Origin of the sequence: Blautia hansenii, assembly GCF_013304445.1 — a bacterium.
Lineage (GTDB): Bacteria > Bacillota > Clostridia > Lachnospirales > Lachnospiraceae > Blautia.
Window position 1 is genome coordinate 71,423 of the sequence record NZ_JAAITA010000006.1, and the last position, 16,812, is coordinate 88,234.

14 protein-coding genes and 1 riboswitch are annotated in these 16,812 nt (G+C 46.2%); of the genes, 12 read left to right on the forward strand and 2 right to left on the reverse strand.

The annotated features are described in order from the left end of the window. Positions 1 to 109 precede the first annotated feature (109 nt). From G5A70_RS06785 to addA, 3 genes are read left to right on the forward strand one after another with little or no spacing between them, the layout of a single operon-like run. Positions 110 to 916, forward strand: coding sequence for a Cof-type HAD-IIB family hydrolase (locus G5A70_RS06785; protein WP_173748978.1), 807 nt, complete (start codon positions 110 to 112; stop codon positions 914 to 916). A gap of 28 nt (positions 917 to 944) precedes the next feature. Further along, positions 945 to 4,388 carry a helicase-exonuclease AddAB subunit AddB gene (gene addB / locus G5A70_RS06790; protein ID WP_173748909.1) on the forward strand — a complete coding sequence of 1,148 codons (3,444 nt, stop codon included), beginning with the start codon at positions 945 to 947 and terminating at the stop codon, positions 4,386 to 4,388. 2 nt (positions 4,389 to 4,390) lie between these two features. After that, complete coding sequence (gene addA, locus G5A70_RS06795) at positions 4,391 to 8,089, forward strand: helicase-exonuclease AddAB subunit AddA (RefSeq protein WP_173748910.1); 3,699 nt, start codon at positions 4,391 to 4,393, stop codon at positions 8,087 to 8,089. A gap of 64 nt (positions 8,090 to 8,153) precedes the next feature. Here addA and G5A70_RS06800 read toward each other — a convergent pair whose 3' ends face one another. Then, positions 8,154 to 8,771 (reverse strand): DUF4230 domain-containing protein, encoded by a 618-nt coding sequence (locus G5A70_RS06800; protein ID WP_173748911.1) that lies wholly within the window; start codon positions 8,769 to 8,771, stop codon positions 8,154 to 8,156. A 223-nt stretch (positions 8,772 to 8,994) separates the two neighbouring features. Between G5A70_RS06800 and G5A70_RS06805 the strand changes: the two genes are divergently transcribed. From G5A70_RS06805 to G5A70_RS06830, 6 genes are all read left to right on the forward strand, one after another. Further along, on the forward strand, positions 8,995 to 9,318 hold the full coding sequence (locus tag G5A70_RS06805) for a PadR family transcriptional regulator (protein WP_173748912.1): 324 nt from the start codon (positions 8,995 to 8,997) through the stop codon (positions 9,316 to 9,318). Beyond that, positions 9,315 to 10,133 (forward strand): DUF1700 domain-containing protein, encoded by an 819-nt coding sequence (locus G5A70_RS06810; protein ID WP_173748913.1) that lies wholly within the window; start codon positions 9,315 to 9,317, stop codon positions 10,131 to 10,133. The genes G5A70_RS06805 and G5A70_RS06810 overlap by 4 nt, the downstream gene beginning before the upstream one ends. Continuing rightward, positions 10,130 to 10,957, forward strand: coding sequence for a DUF4097 family beta strand repeat-containing protein (locus G5A70_RS06815; RefSeq protein WP_173748914.1), 828 nt, complete (start codon positions 10,130 to 10,132; stop codon positions 10,955 to 10,957). The genes G5A70_RS06810 and G5A70_RS06815 overlap by 4 nt, the downstream gene beginning before the upstream one ends. Positions 10,958 to 10,986: 29 nt before the next feature. Next, entirely contained in the window at positions 10,987 to 11,172 is a 186-nt protein-coding gene (locus G5A70_RS06820; RefSeq protein ID WP_173748915.1) for a PspC domain-containing protein, read from the forward strand. Between the two features lie 67 nt (positions 11,173 to 11,239). After that, the gene (locus G5A70_RS06825; RefSeq protein ID WP_173748916.1) at positions 11,240 to 11,443 is read left to right on the forward strand and encodes a small, acid-soluble spore protein, alpha/beta type; all 204 of its coding nucleotides are present in this window, start codon (positions 11,240 to 11,242) and stop codon (positions 11,441 to 11,443) included. A 49-nt stretch (positions 11,444 to 11,492) separates the two neighbouring features. Next, positions 11,493 to 11,690, forward strand: a riboswitch (cobalamin riboswitch). Positions 11,691 to 11,824: 134 nt separating this feature from the next. Continuing rightward, on the forward strand, positions 11,825 to 12,202 hold the full coding sequence (locus G5A70_RS06830) for a hypothetical protein (RefSeq protein ID WP_173748917.1): 378 nt from the start codon (positions 11,825 to 11,827) through the stop codon (positions 12,200 to 12,202). An 86-nt stretch (positions 12,203 to 12,288) separates the two neighbouring features. On the opposite strand, the gene G5A70_RS06835 is transcribed toward G5A70_RS06830, so the two are convergent. Then, entirely contained in the window at positions 12,289 to 13,467 is a 1,179-nt protein-coding gene (locus G5A70_RS06835) for an MFS transporter (RefSeq protein ID WP_173748918.1), read from the reverse strand. Positions 13,468 to 13,745: 278 nt separating this feature from the next. Here G5A70_RS06835 and G5A70_RS06840 point away from each other — a divergent pair, with 278 nt between their 5' ends. The 3 genes from G5A70_RS06840 to G5A70_RS06850 are packed head-to-tail and all read left to right on the forward strand — an operon-like array spanning position 13,746 to position 16,806. Next, positions 13,746 to 15,041 (forward strand): ABC transporter substrate-binding protein, encoded by a 1,296-nt coding sequence (locus tag G5A70_RS06840; RefSeq protein ID WP_173748919.1) that lies wholly within the window; start codon positions 13,746 to 13,748, stop codon positions 15,039 to 15,041. Between the two features lie 25 nt (positions 15,042 to 15,066). Further along, positions 15,067 to 15,969 carry a carbohydrate ABC transporter permease gene (locus G5A70_RS06845; protein WP_173748920.1) on the forward strand — a complete coding sequence of 301 codons (903 nt, stop codon included), beginning with the start codon at positions 15,067 to 15,069 and terminating at the stop codon, positions 15,967 to 15,969. Positions 15,970 to 15,981: 12 nt separating this feature from the next. Next, the gene (locus G5A70_RS06850; protein ID WP_173748921.1) at positions 15,982 to 16,806 is read left to right on the forward strand and encodes a carbohydrate ABC transporter permease; all 825 of its coding nucleotides are present in this window, start codon (positions 15,982 to 15,984) and stop codon (positions 16,804 to 16,806) included. Positions 16,807 to 16,812 lie beyond the last annotated feature (6 nt).

Genomic DNA, 16,812 nt, shown 5'->3' on the forward strand with positions numbered 1-16,812 from the left:
ACACGGATTGGCATTTAAAATGGGGTATGTTATTATGAAAAGGAACAGAAATGCCAAGGAGACATTCCATGAAAGAATTGAAAATGAGAGAGAAACAGGAGAACAGATGATGCGTTATAAATTATTGGTTTTAGACATAGATGGAACCGTGACAAATTCTAAAAAAGAGGTCACAGAGAAGACGAAAAAGGCTATTATTGAACTGCAGGAAAGAGGAATTCCCGTGGCCATTGCTTCCGGGCGTCCGCCTCAGGGGGTGTACAAGGTGGCAGAAACCCTGGAACTGGACCGTTTCGGCAGTTATATTCTGCCCTTTAACGGCGCGAGAATTTTGAATTTCCAGACCAGGGAATGTGTGTATGAGAAAACGCTGCCCATGCACCTCCCTGCAAGGCTCTGGAAAGATGCCCTGGAGAATGGAATCGGTATCATTACTTACGAAAAAGACGAGATTCTTTCCGGAACAGAGCCGGATAAATATATGGAAATCGAGGCGAAAATCAATCAGCTTCCCATTGTATATAAAAAGGACTTTGGAACTTATGTAAACTTTCCGGTGAATAAATGTCTGATGACCGGAGCACCTCAGGATTTGGAAGCCCTGGAGCCTGTGATGGCCCGGAAATATTGCCATGAGGCCCAGGTATTCCGGTCAGAGCCTTTCTTTTTGGAAGTGACGCCGAAAAATGTGGACAAGGCTTACTGTCTGCGGCATCTTCTGGAGATTCTGGGAATCAAACGGGAGGAAATGGTGTGCTGCGGTGACGGTTTTAATGATGTGTCCATGATTCAGTACGCCGGTCTTGGCGTGGCTATGGCCAATGCCCAGGAGCGTGTGAAGGAAGTGGCGGATTATATTACCTGTTATGACAATGACCATGACGGTATTGCAGAGGTAATCGAAAAATTCTTTTAAGTCCCCAGGTTTCTGAAAGGAGGAACGTATGGCATTACAGTTTATTTTCGGCCCTTCGGGAGCAGGGAAATCCCATTATATTTACAGCAAAATCATACAGGAATCCATGGAACATCCGGGCCGCTCATATCTGGTGCTGGTACCGGAGCAGTTTACCATGCAGACCCAGAAGGCACTGGTAGAAATGCACCCGCGAAAAGGCATTATGAATATAGATGTCCTAAGTTTTGAACGTCTGGCTTTCCGTGTGCTGGAGGAAGTGGGGGAGACTCAGAGAGAACTGCTGGAAGAAACGGGAAAGAGCATGGTGCTGCGAAGAGTGGCGCAGGAGAAGAAAAAGGAACTGAAGGTTCTGGGCAGCAAAATGGACAAACAGGGGTATGTATCCCAGATGAAGAGTATGGTGTCTGAGCTGCGGCAATATGAAATCGGGTCCTCTGATTTAGAGGAGATTCTGGAGGATTTAAAGAACCGCCCGGAGCTGTATTACAAATTAAAGGATATGCAGGTGCTGTATCAGGGTTTTTTTGAGTATCTGGAAGGCAACTTCATTACCCAGGAGGAAGTCTTAGACGTACTGGGAAGGGTGGCAGACAAGTCGCGGAAATTAAAGGACAGTGTGCTGGTACTGGACGGCTACACCGGATTTACCCCCATACAGATACAGCTTCTGGAAAAACTGTTGGAAATCAGCAGTCAGATTTATGTCACCGTAACCATGGGGAGAGGAGAAGACCCGTATCATCCCGGCAGCCCCCATCAGCTTTTCTGCCTCAGCAAGCAGACCGTTGCAAGATTATGTAAACTTGCTTCGGAGAAAAAAATTCACTGGGAAGAGCAGTGGGTACCGGAAAAAGGGGCGCCGTATCAAGGGAGATTTACAAAAAATCTGCCGATGGATTTTCTGGAACGGAATCTTTTCCGTTATCGCAGAGGAACGTATGATAAAAAACAACATGCTGTGCATATCCGGGAATCCCTGAATCCGGCACAGGAAATGGAGGAAACCGCAGGTATTATCCGGGGGCTGGTGCGAAAAAAAGGTTACCGTTACCGGGATTTTGCTGTGATTACCGGAGACATGGAGGTTTATGCCCCTGCAGCGGCCAGAGCTTTTGAGAAATACCATATTCCCTGCTTTCTGGACCAGAAGCATTCCGTGTTTCTGAATCCTTTTGTGGAATACATTCGTGCCGCCGTAGATTTAATCATCGAGCAGTTCAGCTATGAGAGTGTGTTCCGCCTGCTGCGATGCGGGCTTACGGATATTACCGAGGAAGAGACAGACCGGCTGGAAAATTATGTGGTAGCCATGGGAATCAGGGGCTTTGCGGCCTGGAACCGGGAGTGGGTGCGCACTTATCGTGGACAGAATCCAGAAGAATGTGTATTACTCAATGAAATTCGTACCCGCCTTGTGGATATGTGGGAACCTTTTTATACGAAAATGCGGGAAAAGGGTGCTGATATTACAGATTATGCAAGGGCTTTGTATGAGTATATCTGCAGCAATCACATTCAGGAGAAAATGCAGGCGTATGCGGAAAAATTCCGGCAGGAAGAAAACCTGTCCATGGTGAAGGAATACAGTCAGATTTATGAGATTGTCATGAATCTGCTGGACAAGCTGGTGGAAATCCTGGGAGAAAAGAAGGTGCGGCTGCGGGAGTTTAAGGAGATTCTGGACGCCGGGCTTTTGGAAGCCAAGGTGGGAATTGTGCCGCCCACCTCAGACCAGGTGCTGGTTGGGGATATGGAGCGAACTCGTTTAAAGGATATTAAGATACTGTTTTTTGCCGGGGTCAATGAAGGGAAAATTCCCAAGGAGACTCAGGCAGGAAAACTTCTTTCTGATTTGAACCGGGAAGAAATGCGGGAATCTTTGGAACGGCGGGGATTGTCCCTGGCGCCCACGGCAAAGGAAAGCCTGTATACCCAGAAGTTTTATCTGTATCTGAATCTGACGAAACCCAGTGAGCAGGTCTATCTGTCTTACAGCCGTTTAAGCAGCAGCGGGGAAGCCCTGTCTCCTTCTTTTCTTATTTCCCAGATAGAGGGCTTATTTCAGGATTCCAGAGAGAACCAGGAGATTCTTTTGTACAGAGAAAGTGTGACAGGGGCTTTGGAAAAGCTGTCGGGAGAACTGCACAGTGTTCAGAAGGAGTCTCCGGTTTTTGAAGAACTGATGAACTGGTTCTGCAGCCGGAAGGAATGGGAAGCTGTGGTGAAGAATCTGATTCAAGGGGCTTTTTACGCCAATCCCCAGGACGCTATCAGCCGGGGCACTGCTCATGCGCTTTACGGCACAGAGTTGGAAAACAGCGCGACCAGGCTGGAAGAGTTTGCCAAATGTGCCTGCGCTCATTTCCTGTCTTATGGTCTTGCCCTACGGGAACGGGTGCGGTATGAGTTCAGTATGGCGGATTTGGGAACTCTGCTGCACAACAGCCTGGATTTGTTTGCCAAAAAAGTCCGGGAACAGGGCATGAAATGGGTGGATTTAGAAGACGGACCAAGAGACGCTCTGGCAGAAGCCTGCGTAGATGAGGTGGTGGAAAAATCAGGAGAAACCATTCTCTTAAGCAGCGCCAGAAATGCCTATACGGTAAACCGGGCCAAGCGCATGGTGAAGCGCAGTGTCTGGGCTCTGCAGTGGCAGTTAAAGCAGGGGGATTTCTATCCGGCCCTGACGGAATGGGCTTTTGGGCCTGCGGATAAGATAGACAGCCTGCATTTTTCTCTGGGAGAAGGAGAAGAATTGCAGCTGCGGGGACGGATTGACCGGGTGGATGTGTGCCGCGGAGAGGACAACCAGCTCTATGTAAAAGTGATTGATTATAAATCCGGGGCTACCAAGCTGGATTTACTGAAAGTCTATTATGGTTTGCAGCTGCAGCTTGCCCTGTATCTCGGGGCGGCCATGGAACTGGAAGCCAAGCGGTTTCCGCAAAATCAGGTAAAGCCTGCAGGTATCTTTTATTACAATGTGAAAGACCCGGTGTTAAACCAGGAGGATGTAAAAGACCCGGAACATCCGGAAATGGATATCCTGAAAAAGCTGAAAATGGACGGACTGGCAGGAGCAGAGCCGGAAATTCTGGAAAAACTGGACCGGAACCTGGCAGCGGCGAAAGGCGTGGAATCTCTGGCCGTGCCCGTCAAATACACGGCAAAAGGAGGATTTGCCAGCAATTCCAAAGTGGCAAGTCAGGAACAGTTTGGGGATATGATGTGGTATGTAAACTGCAAGGCAAAGGAAATCGGCGGAAAAATTCTGGGTGGAAATACAGAGGTCAATCCTTTTGAACAGCAGAAGGAAAACGCCTGCGTTTACTGCCCGTACCGCAGTGTGTGCGGATTTGATGAAAAGATTCCCGGCTACCGCTACCGGAGGCTGGTGCCTTATAAAACAGAGGAAATCTGGGAGAAACTGAAAGAATACCGGGAGAATCCGGAGAAAGGAGAGGTTTAAGCATGGGCGTTTCATGGACAAAGGAGCAGCAGAAAGTCATTGATACCCGAAACTGCAACATTCTGGTCAGTGCGGCGGCCGGCAGCGGAAAGACAGCGGTGCTGGTGGAGCGTATTATCCAGAGAATCACGGATAAACACCAGCCCATAGACATTGACCGTCTGCTGATTGTAACCTTTACCAGAGCGGCGGCCGGGGAGATGAAGGAACGTATTCGGACTGCCATTGAGAAAAAGCTGGAGGAGGACCGGGATAACGAACATCTGCAAAGACAGAGCACCCTGGTACATCATGCCCAGATTACCACCATTGACAGTTTTTGTTCTTATGTGGTGAAGAATTATTTTCATCTCATCGATTTAGACCCTTCCTTTCGTATGGGAGACGAGGGAGAAATGCGGCTTTTGCAGGCCGACGTGGCAGATAAAGTCATGGAAGAGGCGTACAGTGCGCCGGAGAATGAGAAATTCTGCTTTTTTGCGGACAATTTCTCTTCCGGGAAAACAGATGAGAAAATACCGGAAATGATACGGAAGCTTTACGGTTTTTCCATGAGCTACCCCTATCCGGAGGAATGGCTGAACGCCTGCAGAGAGGCTTATGATATAGAAACGGCAGAGGAACTGGAAAAAGCTCCCTGGATGAAGGCGGTGAAGGAAGAAATCCGCAAGCAGATACAGGAGGCAGCCAAACTTCTCACGGAGGCAGGAAACCTTGCAGGAGAACCGGACGGGCCGGGCTTTTATCTGGGGCTTTTGGAACAGGAAAAAGCGGCGGCAGAGAACCTGGAAAAGGCGGAGACTTTCGCAGAATACAAAGCGCTTTTCGATACCCTGGAATTTAAACGCCTTCCGGCAGGGAAAAAGGCAGAGAAGGAACTGGTATCGGAAAGCGTGCAGGAACTGGTGAAAAATCTGCGGAATCAGGCAAAGGATTTGCTGAAGGAAATTCAGGACCGGTATTTTTCAGAAAGTCTGGAAGAGATTCTGGAACATCTCAAAAAGGCAGGAGAGCCGGTGGGCGTTCTGGTGGATCTGACCCTGCGCTTTATGGAGTGCTACCGGGAGAAAAAAAAGGAAAAGAACATCCTGGATTTTGCGGATTTGGAGCACTATGCCCTGGAAATTCTGGTACATCACACACCAAAAGGAGATGAGCGGACCGACGCAGCCAAAGAACTGTCCCGGCAGTTTGCAGAGATTATGATTGACGAGTATCAGGACAGTAATCTGGTGCAGGAAAAACTGCTGACCTCTGTGTCCGGAGTAGAGGACGGCATGTATAATATTTTCATGGTGGGAGATGTGAAGCAGAGCATTTACCGTTTCCGTCTGGCCAGACCGGATTTGTTTATGGAGAAATTCCGTACCTATCCTCTTACGAAAGGGGAAAACCGTCTGCGGATTGATTTGCACAAAAACTTCCGAAGCAGGAAGGAAGTGCTGGACAGCGTCAACTATCTCTTTTATCAGATTATGGGAGAAGACCTGGGCGGCGTGGAATATGACCGGGACGCGGCGTTGTATGCAGGGCGGGTTTTTCCGCCGAAACCGGAAGGTTCGGAAACGATGCAGCCAGCAGCGGAGGTACTGCTTCTGGAGGAAGATGACCCGGTGTGGAAGGACAGCGAAAATCCCGAGAGTATCCGGGAAACCGAGGCCCGTATGATTGCTATGCGGATTCGGGAGCTTATGGAGACAGAGCAGGTTCTGGACAAGAAAACGGAAACCTACCGTCCGGTATGTTATTCGGATTTTACGATTTTGCTGCGTACCATGTCGGGCTGGGCAGAGACTTTTAAGAAGATTTTAAATTCCTGCGGGATTCCCGCCAGCGTTACCACCAAGACCGGATACTTTTCCGCGCCGGAGGTCACCAGTGTGCTGGATTACCTGCAGATTCTGGACAACCCGCTGCAGGATATTCCGCTGGCCGGGGCTTTAAGATCCATGCCGCAATCGTTCAGTTTTGAAGAATTGGCGGAAATTAAAATTCTGGGAAAAGAGGCGGAAAAGCCTGCGCTTTATGAAGCCTTGCTTCTGGCAGAGCAGCAGGACAGTCCCCTGGGGGAAAAGACCCGTGGTTTTCTTAAGATTTACCGGAAACTGCGGAGCAAGGTGCCCTATACCCCTATGCATGAACTGATTTGGGATTTCTTCGATGAAACGGGATTTCTGCTCTATCAGCAGGCCTTTGTGTCCGGGGAACAGAAAAAGGCCAATCTGCTGATGTTGGCAGAGAAGGCCAGAGATTATGAAAGCACCAGTTACCGTGGGCTGTTTAACTTTATCCGCTATATTGAAAATTTGAAAAAGTATCAGGTGGATTTCGGGGAGGCCAATATTCTTTCCGACAAAGAGGATACCGTGCGGATTATGAGTATTCACGGCAGCAAAGGACTGGAATTTCCCATTGTCTTTGTGGCAGGTATGGGGAAAAGTATCAATATGCAGGACGCCAGAGAAAGTATGGTTATGCACCCGGATTTGGGAATTGGCGCCCCGGCTATGGACGAAAAGCTGCGGATTCGTACCAGAACCATTCTGCAAAGAGCTGTACAGCAGGAAATTCAGGCAGAGAGTCTGGGAGAAGAGCTGAGGATTCTCTATGTGGCCCTTACCAGAGCCAAGGAGAAACTGATTCTTACGGGAACAGTTTTAAAGCTGCAGGAAAAGCTGGCCGGATTTGAGATGGTGAAGCGGCAGCGGGAAGAGCGTCTTTCCTACGGTATGCGTACAAAAGGAAAAAGCTATATGGATTGGATTTTGCAGGCTTTGGCCCGTCACAGAGCCATGAAACCGCTGTATGCAGAATACGAACTTCCCGTATACCCGCTGAATCCGTTGTATGAAGGGGAAGGAGATTTTCTTATCCGTAAAGTTTACCCATTGGAATTAGTCATAGAAGAAACCCAGCTGCGCATGGAAGAGGAACAGGAGAAAGCACGGCTGCTGTCCTGGGACTGCGGACAGGTTTACGATGAAAAGCTGAAACAGGAATTGGAAGACAGTTTTTCCTACGTGTATCCCTACGAAGCCCAGGCACTGATTCCCTCCAAACTCACGGTTTCCGAAGTGAAGCGCATGCAGGAGCCGGTACAGGAGGAAAGCCATGTTCTGTATGAGGAAAAACCTGTGGAGACTTATGTGCCTGCTTTTATGCGGGAGAAGGAAGCAACGCCTCAGGGGGCGGCCAGAGGAACCATCTATCACCGGGTTCTGGAAAATCTGGACTATGGAAAAACAGAGGATTTAGACCAGATAAAGGCGCAGATAAAAGCGTTAGGGCAGCAGGGAAAACTGACAAAAATCATGGAAAAAACAGTGCGGGCTCAGGATATTTACCGGTTTGTCCAAAGTGCTCTGGGACAGCGGATGAAAGCGGCAATGGAGAAGGGGAAGCTCTATCGGGAGCAGCCCTTTGTTATGGAAGTATCTGCTAATCAGGTGAAGCCGGAATATGACCCACAGGAACAAGTGCTCATTCAGGGAATTATGGATGCGTATTTCGAGGAAAACGGGGCGCTGGTGCTGGTGGATTACAAAACCGACAAGGTGTATGGAAAGAATCCGGCTTCTCTGATAAAGAAATATCAGGTACAGTTGGAATATTATGCAGAAGCCCTGGAACGGCTGACCGGAAAAGCAGTGAAGGAGAAATATATTTATTCCATTGACCTGGGAGAAGCGGTGCCGGTATAAGAATTCTGGCATATAGTGGAAACGGAAAAGAGGCTGTTTGACAGCCTCTTTTCTGTAAATTTTTTTAATTTGCCGCAGAGGATTCCGATTGGGTATCTGCAGCCGTTTCAAAGGTAATTTCCGGCTTTGTATCCTCCTGGTTCCACATGGAATTTACCAGTTCCGTAATCACGGTTTTCGCCCGTTCTTCTGCGGTGGTGAGCAAATCTGTTTTTTCTGCCTGCTTGGTTACGTCCTCTTTGGCATACTGCAGAGCCTCTACGGTATCCTGGCGGTCCTGAAAATTAAAAAGTGCAAATTTTTCATCATAAAATTCCAGGCTGTCCGGGTCAATGGTAATGTCCTGAATTTCTGCTTTGGGAAGGGTTACGGATACTTTGTTTCCCTTTATATCCACCTGTACCTGTCCTAAATCCACCCCGGCCTTTACATTGGCATCGTAAATCATTGTAAATTCTTTCTTGGTGAGAAAGGTGATTTCTCCCTGGCTGTACCGTACCAGTCCCCGGTAGGCAAGTTCTGCGGTGGACAGCTGGGAGAGCTCTGAAATCTGCGCGGTAATCGCAGACGTGTTCAGCTCCGGCTTCTTACTGGACTCCAAATATCTTCCGGCAATCATGCCCAGAATCAGAATGGCGGCAGCGGCCAGAATGGCAAATATTTTTCCAAATTGTTTTTTCATGTATTCCTCCTGTGTCGAAAATCCTTGAAATTTGCGAAACGTGTCTCTATACGAGTATAAAGGTTTGCAGAGAGAAAGAAAAGAAAAATCTTTAAAATTTCTTTTGTTTTTCTTCTATAAAATATTATTGACAATATTATATTATATGACGTATAGTATTGAACATAAAATAGTATTGCTTAAGAAACAATATTATGGAGAAAAAAGGAAGCGAGGTGGACATATGGTTTTTAATACAGGAGCAGCGCTTTTGGACGCCATTGTGCTGGCCGTTGTATCCAAGGAAAACGAGGGTACCTATGGGTATAAAATTACCCAGGATGTGCGTCAGGTGCTGGAGGTTTCGGAATCCACGCTCTATCCGGTTCTGCGGAGACTTTTAAAAGACCAGTGTTTGGAAACTTATGACAGAGAATACGGCGGAAGAAACCGGCGATATTATAAGGTAACAGAGAAAGGGATGGTGCAGTTGAATCTGTACCGGGCAGAATGGAAAAGCTACTCAATGAAAATCAGTGAATTGTTCGAGGGAGGGATTCAGGCATGAACAGAAAGGAATTTTTGGCGCAGCTTTCGCGGCTGTTGTGGGATATACCGGAAGCGGACAGAAAAGACGCTCTGGAATATTATGAAAACTATTTTGAGGATGCAGGGGAAGAAAACGAACCCTCTGTCATACAGGAACTGGGAAGTCCGGGGAAGGTGGCAGCCATCATAAAAGCCGGCCTGGAAGAGGGACAGAATGAGTATGGGGCATACACAGAGGCCGGATACCGGGATGAACGGTTTGAAGAACGGAATATGCCTGAGCGGCAAAAGGCAGAATCTTCTTCCGACTCCCAAAATCATGAGGAAGACCGCCAGGAAAAGAATAACTGGGATGGAAGCCGTTATCACGGAGAGGAGAATGGGGGAAATACAGCTTATGAGGGACCGTATCGAACCTATGCGGGAACCGCACAGAGAAAACAGCCAAGAGGCGGACTTTCCTGGCCGCTGCTATTGGTATTGGTGATTCTTACTTGTCCTTTGTGGGGCGGATTGGGACTGGGACTGCTGGGTGTGTTTCTGGGGCTTTTGGGCGCCTGCATTGGAATTCTGGCAGCTTTGCTTTTTAGCGGGCTGGGATTGGTAGTTGGCGGTGTGGTGCTTCTGGCTAATGCCTTTATTTTTCAGTTGGGAACTCCGGCTACTGCTGTAGTTACCGCAGGGGCAGCGCTTATGATGACAGCGCTGGGACTGCTTTTGACTTTGGGATTTTTCCTTCTGGTGATAAAAGTTTTTCCGCCTTGTTTCCGATGGTGCATAGATTTGATTCAGCGAATTCTTCACAGAGGACATACAGGAGGTGACCGGGCATGAAGAAGTTTACAAAAATTGTTTTGATTTCCATACTGTGTTTGGGGCTTTTGGGAGGTATTCTGTTCGGCGCAGGTGTGGCGGCAGGCGGAAGTATTGATTTGGTTTATGAAGGAAATCATCTGGCAAATACCCGGCTGTTTCGGATGATAGCCCACAAGCTGCAGAAGCATGAACACAGATATGAAGAGTGGGAAGACAAATGGGACGAAGGTCTGTCGGATATTGATGCAGTTGATGATGACAGTACACCGGGAAACCTGGAATACTCCCAGACAGAGGTAGAGCGTCTCCTCCTGGAAGTGGATACAGGAATTGCAGAAATCCGTACAACCACGGGAAATACCATTCGGATTCTGGGAGTCCGGGAAGACGATACGGTAAGCCGCAGCTCCGATAATAAGGAATTGTATATAGAAGCCGAAGGCGACCATGACAGCGAAAAGACAAAACTTGTGATAGAAGTACCGGAAAATAAAACATTCAAAGATCTGGAGCTGGTTTCCGATACGGCTCAGATAAAAACAGTGGGAAAACTGCGGACCGATAAGGCTTATCTGGAAACAGATACCGGAAGTGTGCAGGCAGAGTATCTGGAATTTCAAACAGGAGAAATAGAGTGTTCCACCGGAAATCTCCAGGTGAAATGTGCCGGAAAACTAAACGATTATACCGTTTATGCAGAAAGCGACAGCGGCAATCTGGTTCTGGATGGAAAGGAGTATGTGGGTTACCAGGAAGGCGTTTTCGGAAATGCAGACAGCCAAAAGACCATAGACGTGTCAAATGATATGGGAAATATGGAAATCGAGTTTGAAAGTAAATAAAAAATAGAAGCAAGGAAAGGAGTTATCATATGTCTGATAAAAGATTGTATCGTTCCTCTGTAAATTATATGCTGGCAGGGGTCTGCGGAGGAATTGCAGAATATTTTAATATTGACCCTACTTTAATAAGGCTGGCATGGATTATCTTGACCTGCATGAACTGCGGCACAGGAATTGTGGCTTATATCATTGCAGCCATTGTAATTCCAAAATAAAATTTACAGACGGTATAAAGTGAGAAAAAAGGGCCATACTCCAGTTAGAAAGGAGTGTGGCTTTTTTATGGCAAAGAAAAAAGAAGAAAAAATTGATTTAAACAATATTCCGGAAGAGGAAAAAATAAAATATGAAATTGCCGGAGAACTGGGACTTTTGGACCGGGTAGCTGCAAATGGCTGGAAAAGCCTGTCTGCAAAGGAAACGGGACGTATCGGCGGGCTTATGACAAAACGCCGAAGAGAACAGCAAAAAACAGGAGAAAATTAGGAAAAGTGCTTGACGCGGCTTGGAGGCAATGGTATTATAATCAATGTATAATTCCATAAACCTATTAAGTGCACCGTGTTGACCGCACAACACTGGTGAAAAGGGAATCAGGTGTGAGTCCTGAGCGATCCGGTCACTGTATTTGGGGAGTGATGCCGCAGAAGTCCATTGTACGAAGCAGTACGAGAAGGAGCGGCAAAGCGATGAGCCATGAGTCAGGAAACCTGCTTAGTAGTAGTAAGGTGATAACTTCCGTGCAAAGTTTGAAATCCCTCACACTGTTTACAGACAGTTGACGAGTCCGCTTTCACAAGGAAGGTGGATTTTTTTATGGAATTGCCGAAAGGTGAACCTGAACTTATAGAATTATGCATTGATTAAATGGCAGGTGGTATATTCCCTGATTCTATGTTTCCTGTTTGGCTGTTTACAGGTTTTGTTTTCCCGCAACAAACAAAACTGCGCATCCTCCGCAGAGAGCAGGAAAGCTTCGTGACCGGAATCAGGGAGTGTCCATCAAAAAGATTTCTACATAGTCTCTTATCCGCAATTCAGCGGGAAATTTCAAGTTATAGTATTTATGGGAAAAAATATAAAAAGGAAAATGGGAAAGTGCATTGTCTGACAGACATTTCTATTTCTAATGTTCAGTTTGACGGAAACAAACAGGAAATTTTTATTGCTGTTCCTTTTATGACTTGGCCTGCAGGGTTGGAGGCGATGAGTTTGTACTGTTTCTGCCGGACACCATGGATATAAAGTTGTATAAAAGAAATGCAGGAAGGGGTGTCGGTAAATACCGATTTTTAAGCTCTAAATCTTAAAAAACCCCTTAACTGCATTTTTTAAAGCGCACTTTTTCTCATTTTTCGTATATGTCTTACCAGCAGAAGAATGCAAACCAGGTCAATGACCACAACTGCAATAATGGACTGCATGCCGTAGTAAATACCGGCAGTTTCTGCAATTTTACCGATAATGGACGGCATGAGAATAGAGCCGAAGCTGGCAAGAGTGAGAATGAAACTCCAGGCCAGAGAATATTTTTGGATAAGGCTTCCGGAAAAGGAAACCGTGGTGGGATAAAGCCCTGCCATACTGAAGCCAAAGCCCATAATTCCCACAAGAATCAGCGGTGTAGTGGAACTGAACAGCAGTAGGATTAAAAATCCCACCAGTCCGAAGCCCATGACAAGCAGCAGCCATTCCTTATGAACTCTGGTGGAAAGCCAAGCCGTTAAAAGGCGGCCAGCTAGAATCATGACCCATAAAAGGCTGGCCGTGACCTGAGAAAGAGATGCGGGCAGCAGTCCGGTATCCTTAAAGTAAGTAATCATCCAGCCAATTACTCCCTGTTCTGCACAGAGATAGAAGAAAAGAGTCAGTGTGCAGAGATAAAACAGCGGTTCTTTGAAAAAAGCAAAATCAGCAGCTTTTTTTATCTGTTCTTCTTTTTTTTCTTTAACAGAATCAGGAATCATAAAATACATGACCCAGCTTAAAACCCCCATAATCAGCATGAAAGAACAGGCGTAAATCCAGTTATCGCTGTTTGTCCGCGTCATGGCAAGCAGCAGAAGCGGGAAAGTAAAGGCGCCGACAGCAAACATGGCATGCAGGCCATTTAAGAGCGATGCCTTACCGGGAGCCAGTTCGTTAATGGAGGTGTTGCAAAAATTACTGGTAGCGCCCCGGGCCATACCGGTGAGGAAAAAGGCCAGTGCCAACATAAAATTATTGTCAGAAAGAAGAATGACCAGGTAGGAAAGGGCAATGAAAGAATTGAAAAAAAGAATGCTTTTCTTTCTTCCCCAGACCTCGGATAAAGCGCCGCAGGCAAAGCTGGAAATCAGATTTCCTACGGAATGAAGGCTGACAATCATACCGCAAAAAGCATAGGCCAGTCCCCGGGAATCCCGGATATAAGGCAGGAGTGAGCCAATGGAGAGTGCAAGCATACCGTTTATGATGAAGACGCCGTAGCTGCACAGAAATTGTCTGTTTTGAGTTTTGTCTTGAAACAATGATAAGTCCCCCTCTTTTTAAAATTGAAAATGCAAAATCGAGTATAGTCTAAAACAAATCTGCAGTTTCGTCAATGGAAGAATCCCACTTTGTAATGCGGAAATAGTAACAGAATCTAAAAAAATGACAAGAAAATTTTGCTGCAACCTGCAGAAAGTAACAGAAATAGGAAAATAATTCATTTCAGAAAAAAAGGCTTTCTGTTAATCTATAACTACAAAGAAAACACCCCGTAAAGAGCGGAGAAAAGAATGAAGAGAAAGAAGGAGAGCAGCACATGAAAGCAAGAAAAGCAATGGCAATGGGACTTATCGCGGCGATGTCAGTGGGAATGCTGGCAGGCTGCGGAGGTGAAAAAAAAGAGGACGGAAAGGAAACTGCAGACGGAAAGCAGAAGCTGACCATTTCCACATGGGACAATGACACATCACCGCAGTTCAAAGCGGCGGTAGAGGTATTTCAGGAAAAATACCCGGATGTAGAAATTGAATACATTGACACAGCGGCCAATGAATACAACAACAAATTGACGGTTATGCTGGCTGGCGGTGACCCGGACCCGGATGTTATCTTCGTAAAAGATATGGGGACACAGTTGAGTATGCAGCAGAAAGGACAGATTGCCTGTCTGGATGAATACATAGAAAAAGATAAGCTGGACTTATCTGTTTACAACGGAACAGCAGAGGATTTACAGATTGATGGTTCCTCCTACACACTGCCTTACCGCTCGGACTGGTATGTTCTGTATTACAACAAAGACTTATTTGACAAAGCAGGCGTTCCTTATCCAAGCAATGATATGACCTGGGATGAATACGAAGAACTGGCGAGAAAGATGACCTCCGGAGAAGGCAATGACAAGATTTACGGAACACACAACCACAACTGGATGGCGCTGGTATGCAACTGGGCTATTCAGGACGGAAAGAATACACTGGTATCCGATGACTACAGCTTCCTGAAACCTGCTTATGAACAGGCTCTTCGCATGCAGGAGGATGGCATCATTCAGGATTACGCAACTATTAAAACAGGTAATTTACATTATTCCAGCGTTTTTGAGCAGCAGCAGTGTGCAATGATGCCCATGGGAACCTGGTTTATTGCAAACCTTCTCCAGGCACAGAATGCAGGAGAACTTGGATTTAACTGGGGATTCGCAACCATTCCGCATCCGGAGGGCGTAGAGGCAGGCAACAGCGTTGGCGCGGTAACACCGGTGGCTATCAATGCAAATTCTGACCAGAAAGATTTGGCATGGGAATTTATCAAATGTGCAACCAGCGAAGAAACAGCAGAAAAGCTGGCAGAACAGGGTATCCTGACCGTTATTCAGAATGACACCATTATGAACAAAGTCACATCTGTGGAAGGTTTTCCGGAAGGCTGTGCAGAAGCACTGGAATTAAAGGGAATGGTATTTGACAGACCACTGGACAAAAACATTGAAAAAATTCGTAAAGCAGTGGAAGAAGAACATGACCTGATTATGATTGGCGAGGAAAGTATTGACGACGGAATCAAGAATATGACAGAACGCGTTAAGGAAATACGGGAGGCCAATCCGTAAGAAAGAAAGACAGGAGAAAAAGGATATGGCATTAACACCGAAACAAAAAAGAGTTGTAAAAAATAATCTGATTGGATATTCATTTATCCTGCCAAACTTTATCGGATATTTTCTGTTCATCTTTATTCCGGTAGTATTTTCCTTTGTATTAAGTGTCATGAAGTGGAACGGTTCTGCAAATACACCTATGGAATTTGTGGGATTTGATAACTTTGTGAGACTCATGGGAGATTCTACCTTTAAGATGTCCGTGGGACACACCTTTTATTATGCGGTTTTCACCGTGCCGCTGACGGTTGCGGCAGCACTTCTTATCGCAGTGCTTCTGAACAGTAAGATTAAAGGAATTGTGGTTTACCGTACTGCATTTTTCTTCCCTTATATCGCTTCCCTGGTTGCGGTAGGAGCTGTGTGGAACATGCTTTTTATGAAAGATGTGGGACCGATTAATGAATTTTTAAGAGCCATTGGTATTTCCAATCCTCCGGGATGGGTGGCATCTGTGAAATGGGCCATGCCTGCCATTATTATTGTCAGTGTATGGAAATACATGGGCTATTACATGATTGTATATCTGGCAGCTTTGCAGGGGATTTCCAAAGAACTTTATGAGGCGGCAAGTCTGGACGGGGCCACCGGATGGAAAAAACTGAGATACATCACCATCCCCATGCTGAAGCCCACAACTTTCTTTGTTGTCATTATGCTGACTATTCAGTGCTTTAAGGTATTTGACCTGATTTATATTATGACAGGCGGAGGACCCGGCCGTGCAACCCAGGTTATGGTAAACCATATTTACGATGCAGCGTTTACCAACTTTGAATTTGGCTATGCAAGCGCAAGCGCCATTGTTCTCTTTGCCATTGTACTGGTGATTACGCTGATTCAGTTTAAGGGCGAGAAGAAATTTACGGAATGGATGTAAAGGGGTGACAATATGAAAGCAGAAAAGAGAAAAAAGATATTTATTTATATAGGCTTGACTTTCCTGGCCGTGCTCATGGCAGTTCCTTTTTACTGGATGTTGATTTCTTCCGTGAAGCTGAATAAAGATGTGTTCAGTATTCCCATGGAATGGATTCCCAGAAGCTTCCATTTCGAGAATTACCAGGAAATCTGGGAAAAGATTCCGCTTCTGACTTTTTTCAAAAACAGCACGAAGCTGACGGTAATTACCACCATTATCCAGCTGGCTACCAGTTGTTTTGCAGCTTACGGTTTTGCAAAAATGGAGTTTAAGGGAAGAGATTTCCTGTTCCTGGCTTATGTCACCACGATTGCAGTTCCATGGCAGGTATACATGGTGCCTCAGTTTACTATGATGTCCAAATTCGGTTTAAACAACACCCATGTGGGACTGATTATGCTTCATGCGTTCAGTGCGTTCGGCGTGTTCTTAATGCGGCAGTTTTTCTTAAGTGTGCCGAAAGAACTGTCAGAAGCAGCGAGAATTGACGGATTGGGCGAGTACGGTATCTTTGCCAGAGTTGTGCTTCCTCTGGCGAAGCCGGGAATTGCAACTCTGACCATCTTTACTTTCGTAAACGTATGGAATGACTTTATGGGACCTTTGATTTATTTAAACAGCACGGAACTGAAAACCATTCAGCTGGGTATTCGTATGTTTATTTCCCAGTATGCAGCAGACTATGCGTTGATTATGGCAGCGTCTGTATGTGCGCTGATTCCGGTAGTGATTATTTTTATCGCTTGTCAGAAGTTCTTTGTAGAAGGTGTTGCGGCAAGCGGTATCAAAGGCTGATATTTG